Source organism: Streptomyces sp. NPDC057654, assembly GCF_042800135.1.
Classification (GTDB): Bacteria; Actinomycetota; Actinomycetes; order Streptomycetales; family Streptomycetaceae; genus Streptomyces.
This window is the reverse complement of sequence record NZ_JBHVHQ010000268.1, coordinates 1-9734: the sequence shown is the minus strand read 5'-3', so window position 1 is coordinate 9734 and position 9734 is coordinate 1. Positions and strand designations below refer to the sequence as shown.

Below are 9734 nucleotides of genomic sequence, written 5' to 3'. Positions count from 1 at the left end.
CTCTTGGGTTGGGCCCCTCTTCGGACCGGGCCCTCTTCGGTCGGGGCCCGCTTAGATCGGGATCGGGGGTCGGTGACGGGCCCCGACCATCGCTGTCCGCCGCTGTCCGATTTCGATCGGTCTGATTCCGGCTGACACGACCCATACAGGCCATTCCGCTTTCGGCCGGTAAGTCCGGTTACTTACGGTCGATTTCGGAATGGTGTGGCGGTTTGTCCGTTCGGGTCGGCTCTTCTGGCCAATCCTGTCAGTTCTGTCAGTCCTGTCAGTTCTGTCAGTCCTGCCCGTATCGCGGATCCACCGACTCCGGGGCCAGCCCCATCAGTTCGGCGACCTGCTCCACGACCACCTCGTGCACGAGCAGCGCGCGCTCGTCACGGCCCTTGGTCCGTATCTCGATCGGGCGGCGGTAGACGACGATCCGGTCCGGGGTGTCGCCGCGCGCCGCGACATACCGGCCGAGCGGGACGGAATCGCCGTTCGGGGAGTCGAGCGCGTCCAACGCCCCGAGCGCCAGGGCGCCGTCGTCCGGGCCGGGTTCGGCGCCGGGTACGTCGCGCACGGCGAAGTCGACCTTGGAAAGCTGGGGCCAGCGCCGCTCCAGCCGTTCGACCGAGTCGTGCACGAGGTCGACGAAGGCGTCGCCGCGGCTGACCGACAGCGGCACTTGGGGCGGTGCGATCGGCCCGCGCATGCCGCGTCCGTGGCGGTCGCGGCGGCGCGGCCGCGGTTCGCAGTTGCGGGGTGGATCGGAGCTGTCCATCACGTATGAGAGTAGCCCTCACCGGGCCGCGGCCCGGCAGTCGACGCCCGGCACACGGCATGTCGCCAGATGAGCGTTTCAGTCACACCTGCGATCAATTACAGCCACCTCCCGGACCGGTGAACTCGTACCGGATGACATGAATTGAGCCGGGCTGTGACAGGAATCATTACTTTCAGAACCTCAACCCCGTCGGCCCCTCGCAGGTCAGAGAGGCGGTTCCGGCCATGCCCACAGCGGACGTAACGGGACGACACGGAGGGGTGAGCCCAGGCGGATTCTTCGCGGCCCGCTCAAGAGTGCGGTACCGTCCAACGTCGTGAGCCCTGTACGTCGCTGTTCGCGCACCGCGTGCGGTCGCCCCGCCGTCGCGACGCTGACGTACGTCTATGCGGATTCGACCGCTGTTCTCGGACCGCTCGCCACCTACGCCGAGCCCCACTGCTACGACCTGTGCGCCGAGCACTCCGAGCGGCTGACCGCGCCGCGCGGCTGGGACGTCGTGCGCCTCGCCGTCGACACCGGCCCCGCCCGGCACAGCAGCGACGACCTCGAAGCGCTCGCCAACGCCGTGCGCGAGGCCGCGCGTCCGCAGGACCGCCCGTCCCGCGGACCGGGCGGCCAGGGGCCCGTCGGCCCCAACGGCCGGGAGGCCGACCCCATGGAGGTCGCCCGCCGCGGCCACCTCCGGGTCCTGCGCTCGCCCGACTCCTGACCAGCCCCTCCCGCATCAGCCCCTCCCGCACGCACCCGGCGACGACGCCCGCCACCGCCGTGACCGGCCGGGCGCCGATGGGCCGGATCAAGGACGCCGACAGGTAGGTTTGTCACCCCGTACCGGACTCCAGGAGGGGTTGGCTGTGGCTGATCTGTCGCAGATCGTGAAGGCGTACGACGTGCGCGGCGTGGTGCCCGACCAGTGGGACGAGTCGCTCGCCGAGTTCTTCGGCGCCGCCTTCGCCCAGGTGACCGGCGCGAGCGCGATCGTCGTCGGCCACGACATGCGGCCGTCGTCCCCCGGACTCTCCCGCGCGTTCGGACGCGGGGCGGCGGCGCTCGGCGTGGACGTCACCGAGATCGGCCTGTGCTCCACGGACGAGCTGTACTTCGCCAGCGGACAACTCTCACTCCCCGGCGCGATGTTCACCGCCTCGCACAACCCCGCCCAGTACAACGGCATCAAGATGTGCCGGGCCGGCGCGACCCCCGTCGGCCAGGACACCGGCCTCGCCGAGATCCGCACCCTCGTGGAGGACCGGCTGGACGGCGGCCCGGGCCCCGAGACGGCCGGCGCCCCCGGCGAGATCACCCGACGTGACGTCCTCGGCGACTACGCGGCCCACCTGCGCGGCCTCGTCGACCTCACCGGCATCCGGCCCCTGAAGGTCGTCGTCGACGCGGGCAACGGCATGGGCGGGCACACCGTGCCGACCGTCTTCGACGGGCTGCCCCTGGAACTCGTCCCGATGTACTTCGAGCTCGACGGCACGTTCCCGAACCACGAGGCCAACCCGCTCGACCCGAAGAACATCCTCGACCTCCAGGCACGGGTCCGCGCCGAGGGCGCCGACATCGGCCTCGCCTTCGACGGCGACGCCGACCGCTGCTTCGTCGTGGACGAGAACGGCGACCCCGTGGCCCCCTCCGCGATCACCGCGCTCGTCGCGGCCCGCGAGCTCGCCAAGCACCCCGGCGGCACCGTCATCCACAACCTGATCACCTCCTGGTCCGTGCCCGAGGTCGTCAAGGAGCACGGCGGCGAGCCCGTGCGCACCCGCGTCGGGCACTCCTTCATCAAGGGCGAGATGGCCCGCACCGGCGCGATCTTCGGCGGCGAGCACTCCGCGCACTACTACTTCCGCGACTTCTGGAACGCCGACACCGGCATGCTCGCCGCGATGCACGTCCTGGCGGCGCTCGGCGAGCAGAGCGGCCCGCTGTCCGCGCTCGTCGCCCAGTACGACCGGTACGCCGCCTCCGGCGAGATCAACAGCACCGTCACCGACCAGGCCGACCGGATGGCCGCGGTCAAGGCGGCCTACGAAGGGCGCGAGGGCACAGCCCTCGACGAGCTCGACGGGCTGACCGCCACCGCCGCCGACTGGTGGTTCAACCTGCGCCCCTCCAACACCGAGCCGCTGCTGCGCCTCAACGTGGAGGCGCGCGACAAGGCCACCGTCGAGCGCGTACGGGACGCGGTCCTCGGCATCGTGCGCGCGTAGCGCCGACGGGGCCGGGCGGAGCCGCCCCGCCCCGCCAAGGCGGCCTTTCACCACCCGGCGGTAGGCTGGCCGCAACGCGTCTGCCCGCCCCGAAGGGAACCCCCATGCAGCTCGAAGCCGGTCTCCTGGAGATCCTCGCCTGCCCGGCGTGCCACGCGCCCCTCCGCGAGGAGACCACCGAGGACGGCGCCCCCGAGCTGGTGTGCGGCAGCGAGGCCTGCGCCCTCGCCTACCCCGTACGCGACGGCATCCCCGTCCTCCTCGTCGACGAGGCCCGCCGACCGGCCTGACCCCGGCCGGCGGACCCGCGAACCGGCGGGACTGTCCCAGCCCAGGCGGGGCAGCCGGTGACAAACGGATACAGACAGCACACGGCAGTACGCGGCGGCGGCACCGCCACGACGGCATCACAGGCAGGTGCACCGCCGCGGCGATCGGAGGCCGAAGCCCCATGCTCGACGAGTCGTTCCTCGATGATCCGGCCGCGCTGGCCCGAGCCGACGCCCACGGCCTGCTGCGCTCCACCGCCGAGTCCGGCGCCCGCGTCCGTACCGCCGCCCGCGACGCCGCCGAGGCGGGCATCGCGGACCTCAAGCCCGACGGCCGCCCCCGCGCCGTGCTCGTCGCGGGCCCCGGCCCCGTCGCCGCCTGCACCGCCGACCTCTTCGCCGGCCTCGGCGGCGGCAACTGCCCCGTCTCCCTCATCCGGCCGACCGGCGTCGCGTCCGCCGCGGGCGCCCTGATCTGGACGCTGCCCGGCTGGACCGGCCCGCTCGACCTGCTCCTCGTCGCCAGCCCCGAGGGGACCGAGCCCGGCCTCGCCCTCCTCCTGGAGCAGGCGTACCGCCGCGGCTGCTCGGTCGTCTGCGTCGCCCCCGCCGGCTCCCCGGTCACAGAGGCCACCGCCCAGGCCCGCGGCCTCGCCGTCCCGCTCGCCAAGGCGCTGTACGAGCACACCAGCCCGTACGAGCCCACGCACCCGTACGGCCAGGGGGACCCCGAAAGCCCCGGCAGCCCCCAGGAACGCCCCGGCGCGGACCGCGACGACGAGGCGCCCGCCGCCCCCGGCGCCCTCTGGTCCCTGCTGACCCCGCTGCTCGCCCTCGCCGACCGCATCGGCCTGATCACCGCGCCCCCGCCCGCCCTCCAGTCCCTCGCCGACCGGCTGGACCAGGTCGCCGAGCGCTGCGGGCCCGCCATCGCCACGTACAGCAACCCGGCCAAGACCCTCGCCGCCGAGCTCGCCGACACCCTCCCGCTGATCTGGACCGAAGGCCCCGTCGCGGGCGCCGCCGGCCGCCACTTCGCGACCGCGCTCACCGCCCTGGCGGGCCGCCCCGCGCTCGCCGCCGAGCTGCCCGAGGCGCTGACCGGCCACGCCGCCCTGCTGACCGGCGCGTTCGCCGGCGGAGCCGACGCCGACGACTTCTTCCGCGACCGCGTCGAGGACTCGCAGGCCCTGCACACCCGCGTCGTCCTGCTCCGCGAACGGGAGCCCGCCGGCACCTCCCCGACCCCCGCCGCCCGCGACCTCGCACTCCACCACGACACCCCCGTGAGCGAGCTCGAACCGGCCGAGGGCGCCCCGCTGGAAGCCGCCGCCGAACTGCTCGCCATCGCGGACTTCGCCGCCGTATACCTGGCGCTCGCCTCCGCACCGCGACCATGACCGGGCCGCGGCGCCCAGCCGCCCGTACGCACCGTTCGCTCAGCACACTCCGCACAGTCAGGAACCGCACCGCATGGACCGCCTCGCCAACACCGTGCGCCCCTACGCCTGGGGCTCCACCACCGCCATCCCGGAACTGCTCGGCACCGCCCCCACCGGCGAGCCGCAGGCCGAGGTGTGGATGGGCGCACACCCCGGCGCGCCCTCCCGCGTCGACCGCGGCAGCGGCCCCACGGCGCTGAGCGACGTGATCGCAGCCGACCCCGAGGGCGAGCTCGGCCGGGCGTCCGCCGAGCGGTTCGGCCCCCGCCTGCCGTTCCTCCTCAAGCTCCTCGCCGCCGGCTCCCCGCTCTCCCTCCAGGTCCACCCCGACCTCGCCCAGGCGAAGGAGGGCTTCGCGGACGAAGAGGCGCGCGGCGTGCCCATCGACGCCCCGCACCGCAACTACAAGGACGCCAACCACAAGCCCGAACTCATTTGCGCGCTCACGCCCTTCGACGGGCTCTGCGGCTTCCGCGCCCCGGCCGAGGCCGCCGACCTGCTCGCCGGACTCGGCGTCGACCCGCTCAAGCCCTACGTCGACATCCTGCGCGCCGCGCCCGAGTCCGCGGCGCTGCGCGAGGTGCTCACCGCCGTCCTGACCGCCGACCGCGCCGCCATGGCCGAGACCGTGGCACAGGCCGCCACCGCCGCCGAGCGGCTCGGCGCCGAGGACGGCCCGCACCAGGACTCGTACGCCGCCTACGCGTCCATCGCCCGGCACTACCCCGGCGACCCCGGCGTCATCGCCGCGATGCTCCTCAACTACGTGCGGCTCCAGCCCGGCGAGGCGCTCTACCTCGGCGCGGGCGTCCCGCACGCCTACCTCGACGGCCTCGGCGTCGAGCTCATGGCCAACTCCGACAACGTGCTGCGCTGCGGCCTCACCCCCAAGCACGTCGACGTCCCCGAACTGCTGCGCATCGTCCGCTTCGAGGCCACCGCCCCCGGCGTCCTGCGCCCCGAGGCCGACCCCGGCGGCGAGGAGGTCTACGAGACCCCCGCCGACGAGTTCCGCCTCTCCCGCTACGACCTGGGCCGCGCCGCCGAACCCAGCCGCCCCGCCGCCCGTACGCCCCAGATCCTGCTCTGCACCGCCGGCACGGCCGTACTGCGCGACACGGCGGGCGCCGAACTGACCCTCGCCCGCGGCGAGTCGGCGTACGTCCCGGCCGGCGAACAGGTCGAGCTGACCGGCGACGGCGCCGTCTTCCGGGCCACCGTGGCGGCCTGACGGACCGACCGCCCCCGGTGCTGCGACAATGACCCGCCGTAAAGGATCGGCAAAACCGCCTCCGGCACCGGGCGGCGGCCATGTCAGCAGGGGTGGAAGGGACACGTCGCACACATGAGTGCATCGGGCGGAACCAAGGCGATCGTCGCCGCGCTGGGAGCGAACCTGTCGATCGCCGTCGCGAAGTTCGTCGCGTTCGCGTTCAGCGGGTCGTCTTCGATGCTCGCCGAAGGCGTGCACTCGGTCGCCGACTCCGGCAACCAGGCGCTGCTGCTCCTCGGCGGGAAGAAGGCGCAGAAGAAGGCGAGCGAGGAGCACCCCTTCGGCTACGGCCGGGAGCGGTACATCTACGGCTTCCTCGTCTCCATCGTCCTGTTCACCATCGGCGGCGTCTTCGCCCTCTACGAGGGCTACGAGAAGATCCAGGAACCGCACGCCGTCGAGCACTGGTACTGGCCGGTCGGCGTGCTGATCTTCGCGATCATCGCCGAGGGCTTCTCCTTCCGCACCGCCGTCAAGGAGTCGAACGAACTGCGGGGCAAGCAGAACTGGGTCGAGTTCATCCGCCGCGCCAAGGCCCCCGAACTGCCCGTCGTGCTCCTGGAGGACTTCGGCGCGCTCATCGGCCTCGTCCTCGCGCTCGCCGGCGTCGGCCTGGCCCTCGCCACCGGAAACGGCGTCTGGGACGGCGTCGGCACCCTGTGCATCGGCGTCCTGCTCGTCGCCATCGCCCTGATCCTCGCCGCCGAGACCAAGTCGCTGCTGCTCGGCGAGGCCGCCGGACCCGACGCCGTCGCCAAGATCCGCGCAGCCGCCGTCGACGGCGACACCGTCACCCGCGTCATCCACATGCGCACCCTCCACCTCGGCCCGGAGGAACTGCTCGTCGCCGCGAAGATCGCCGTCCAGCACGACGACAGCGCCGCCGAGGTCGCGGACGCGATCAACGCCGCCGAGGCCCGGATCCGCGAAGCCGTCCCGATCGCGCGCGTCATCTACCTCGAACCGGACATCTACCGCGCCGGGCCCCAGGCCACGGCCGCACACCCCGAAAACTGATCGCTCGTCCCGCCGCAGGTGGGCCCGCTCACCCCAGCCTGCGTCGACCACGGGGGCTGGGGTTCGCCGGGGTGATCGGTGTAGCTTTGACCGAGAGCCAGACGTCGCTGCTGATGGCGGTCGGGCGGCCCGCATGGCGGACCGGCCGAGGGAGAGAGGGCCTCCGACGGACTGAGCTGCGCGGCAAGGGGAGAAGTCTGTCCCCGTCCGCCCCGCAGCCCTGCCGCACCGAGACCTCGCACGCCCTTCCCAGGAGGAGCAGCCCGTATGACCACGAGCTCCAGCAGCCAGGACTTCAAGGTCGCCGACCTGTCGCTGGCCGCCTACGGCCGCAAGGAGATCACCCTCGCCGAGCACGAGATGCCCGGCCTGATGTCGATCCGCAAGGAGTACGCCGAGGCCAAGCCGCTGACCGGCGCCCGCGTCACCGGCTCCCTGCACATGACCGTGCAGACCGCCGTCCTCATCGAGACCCTGGTGGCCCTCGGCGCCGACGTGCGCTGGGCCTCCTGCAACATCTTCTCCACCCAGGACCACGCCGCGGCGGCCATCGCGGTCGGCCCGAACGGCACCCCCGAGAACCCGCAGGGCATCCCGGTCTTCGCCTGGAAGGGCGAGTCGCTCGAAGAGTACTGGTGGTGCACCGAGCAGGCGCTGACCTGGCCGAACGCCGCCACCGGCGGCCCGACCGCCATCCTGGACGACGGCGGCGACGCCACCCTCCTCGTCCACAAGGGCGTCGAGTTCGAGAAGGCCGGCGAGGTCCCCGACCCGTCGACCGCCGACAACGACGAGTACGCCCAGATCCTCACCCTGCTGGGCCGCACCATCGGCGAGAACCCGCAGAAGTGGACGCAGCTCGCGTCCGAGATCCGCGGCGTCACCGAGGAGACCACCACCGGCGTCCACCGCCTCTACGAGATGCAGCAGGCGGGCTCGCTGCTCTTCCCGGCGATCAACGTGAACGACGCCGTCACCAAGTCGAAGTTCGACAACAAGTACGGCTGCCGGCACTCTCTGATCGACGGCATCAACCGCGCCACCGACGTCCTGATCGGCGGCAAGACCGCCGTCGTCTGCGGCTACGGCGACGTCGGCAAGGGCTGCTCCGAGTCGCTGCGCGGCCAGGGCGCCCGCGTGATCATCACGGAGATCGACCCGATCTGCGCGCTCCAGGCGGCCATGGACGGCTACCAGGTCGCCACGCTCGACGACGTCGTCGGCATCGCCGACATCTTCGTGACGACGACCGGCAACAAGGACATCATCATGGCCTCGGACATGGCCAAGATGAAGCACCAGGCGATCGTCGCCAACATCGGCCACTTCGACAACGAGATCGACATGGCCGGCCTCGCGAAGACCCCCGGCATCGTCAAGGACGAGGTCAAGCCGCAGGTCCACACCTGGAAGTACCCCGACGGCAAGGTCCTCATCGTGCTGTCCGAGGGCCGCCTGGTGAACCTGGGCAACGCGACCGGCCACCCGTCGTTCGTGATGTCCAACTCGTTCGCCGACCAGACCCTGGCCCAGATCGAGATCCACACCAAGCCGGAGTCCTACCCGACCGACGTGTACGTGCTCCCCAAGCACCTCGACGAGAAGGTCGCCCGCCTCCACCTGGACGCCCTCGGCGTCAAGCTGACGACGCTCCGCCCGGAGCAGGCCGACTACATCAACGTCCCGGTCGAGGGCCCGTACAAGTCCGACCACTACCGCTACTGACCGCACCGCACCAGCAGCCGGTACCAGGCCCCCGCCCCCAGGGCGGGGGCCTGTCCCATGCCCGTCAAGGACCCCACCATGCCCCGCGGCCGCTACGCGCTCCACGACCCGCACGATCACACCCCCCTCGGCGAAGAACACTTCCACTGCGCCCCCGGCCCCTCCGGCTGGCGCTACGTCGCCCAGACCACCTCCCCCTCCGGCGACCACGCCGGCTCCATCGACCTCACCCTCGACGAACTCGGCCGCCCCCTGCGCCTGGAACTGCACGCCGCGAGCTGGCAGGTCCGCGGCGCCGCCCTGGAAGGCGTCACCTGGGTCCGCACCGACCCGTCCGGCGAGCACGCCGCCGAAGGCAACGTCCCCGCCCACTCCTTCACCGGCGCCTCCCCGGCCTTCTACGTCGCGCTCTCCCGCCTGCTGCGGCTGACCCCCGGCGCCCCCGCCACCCGCGTACGCCTCGTCGCCTTCACCGCCCCCGTCCTCGCACCCCGCACCCTCGACCAGTCCTGGGCCCTGGTGAACAGATCAGCACACGCCACTGACAACGGCCCGCTGACTGTGGACGAGTACCAGGTCGGCGACCTCGACACGGGCGAACAGCACGCCATCCACCTGGCCGGCGACGTCGTCCTCGCGGCCCCCGGCGTCGAACTCGAAGACTTGGAGACCCCGCCCTCGTCCTTCACCTGACAGCCCCCGTCCGGCAGCTACCCGGCAGCTACCCGGCAGCCGATGTGCGCCGCCCCACGTCGGCCTGCTAGTGTCCTCACTACCCCAGAAAATCCGTTGACACGGGTCCATGGGGGAGGTAGATTCGAACGGTTGCCACGAACTGGACAGGTTCGAGCGCAGCGGTTAGTCTCTGACTCGCTCCGGTCGCGAATTCAATTCCGACGGAGCACCTTCGAATCCTTATCGGAAAAGACGAAGCCGATCAGCTCGGCCGAAACGAATCTGATAAAGTCGAAACAGCCGAAAGGCAAGCCCCCTCCGACGGGGACCGGAAATGAATTCCGACCG

At 72.0% G+C, this 9734-nt stretch carries 9 protein-coding genes; 8 read left to right on the top strand and 1 reads right to left on the bottom strand.

Going from position 1 to position 9734, the window contains the following annotated elements; genetic code table 11:
* Window positions 1-274: 274 nt before the first annotated feature.
* Window positions 275-763, bottom strand: coding sequence for a metallopeptidase family protein (locus tag ACFU99_RS20670; RefSeq protein WP_384394063.1), 489 nt, complete (start codon window positions 761-763; stop codon window positions 275-277).
* A 277-nt stretch (window positions 764-1040) separates the two neighbouring features.
* On the opposite strand from ACFU99_RS20670, the gene ACFU99_RS20665 reads away from it, so the two are divergent.
* The 8 genes from ACFU99_RS20665 (at window position 1041) to ACFU99_RS20630 (ending at window position 9404) form a co-directional block, all read left to right on the top strand.
* Window positions 1041-1478, top strand: a complete 438-nt coding sequence (locus ACFU99_RS20665; protein ID WP_384394067.1) for a DUF3499 domain-containing protein — start codon at window positions 1041-1043, stop codon at window positions 1476-1478.
* Window positions 1479-1623: 145 nt separating this feature from the next.
* Window positions 1624-2985, top strand: coding sequence for a phosphomannomutase/phosphoglucomutase (locus ACFU99_RS20660; RefSeq protein ID WP_384394061.1), 1362 nt, complete (start codon window positions 1624-1626; stop codon window positions 2983-2985).
* 104 nt (window positions 2986-3089) lie between these two features.
* Window positions 3090-3275, top strand: coding sequence for a Trm112 family protein (locus tag ACFU99_RS20655; protein ID WP_384394060.1), 186 nt, complete (start codon window positions 3090-3092; stop codon window positions 3273-3275).
* A 161-nt stretch (window positions 3276-3436) separates the two neighbouring features.
* Window positions 3437-4654 (top strand): SIS domain-containing protein, encoded by a 1218-nt coding sequence (locus ACFU99_RS20650; RefSeq protein ID WP_384394059.1) that lies wholly within the window; start codon window positions 3437-3439, stop codon window positions 4652-4654.
* A 73-nt stretch (window positions 4655-4727) separates the two neighbouring features.
* A complete protein-coding gene (manA, locus tag ACFU99_RS20645; protein ID WP_384394057.1) occupies window positions 4728-5927 on the top strand; it encodes a mannose-6-phosphate isomerase, class I in 1200 nt (399 codons plus the stop codon).
* A 114-nt stretch (window positions 5928-6041) separates the two neighbouring features.
* Window positions 6042-6986, top strand: a complete 945-nt coding sequence (locus tag ACFU99_RS20640) for a cation diffusion facilitator family transporter (RefSeq protein ID WP_384394055.1) — start codon at window positions 6042-6044, stop codon at window positions 6984-6986.
* A 267-nt stretch (window positions 6987-7253) separates the two neighbouring features.
* Window positions 7254-8711: an adenosylhomocysteinase gene (gene ahcY / locus ACFU99_RS20635; protein ID WP_384394051.1), complete on the top strand. Its 1458-nt coding sequence runs from the start codon at window positions 7254-7256 to the stop codon at window positions 8709-8711.
* 78 nt (window positions 8712-8789) lie between these two features.
* Window positions 8790-9404, top strand: a complete 615-nt coding sequence (locus tag ACFU99_RS20630) for a hypothetical protein (RefSeq protein WP_384394065.1) — start codon at window positions 8790-8792, stop codon at window positions 9402-9404.
* Window positions 9405-9734: the final 330 nt, after the last annotated feature.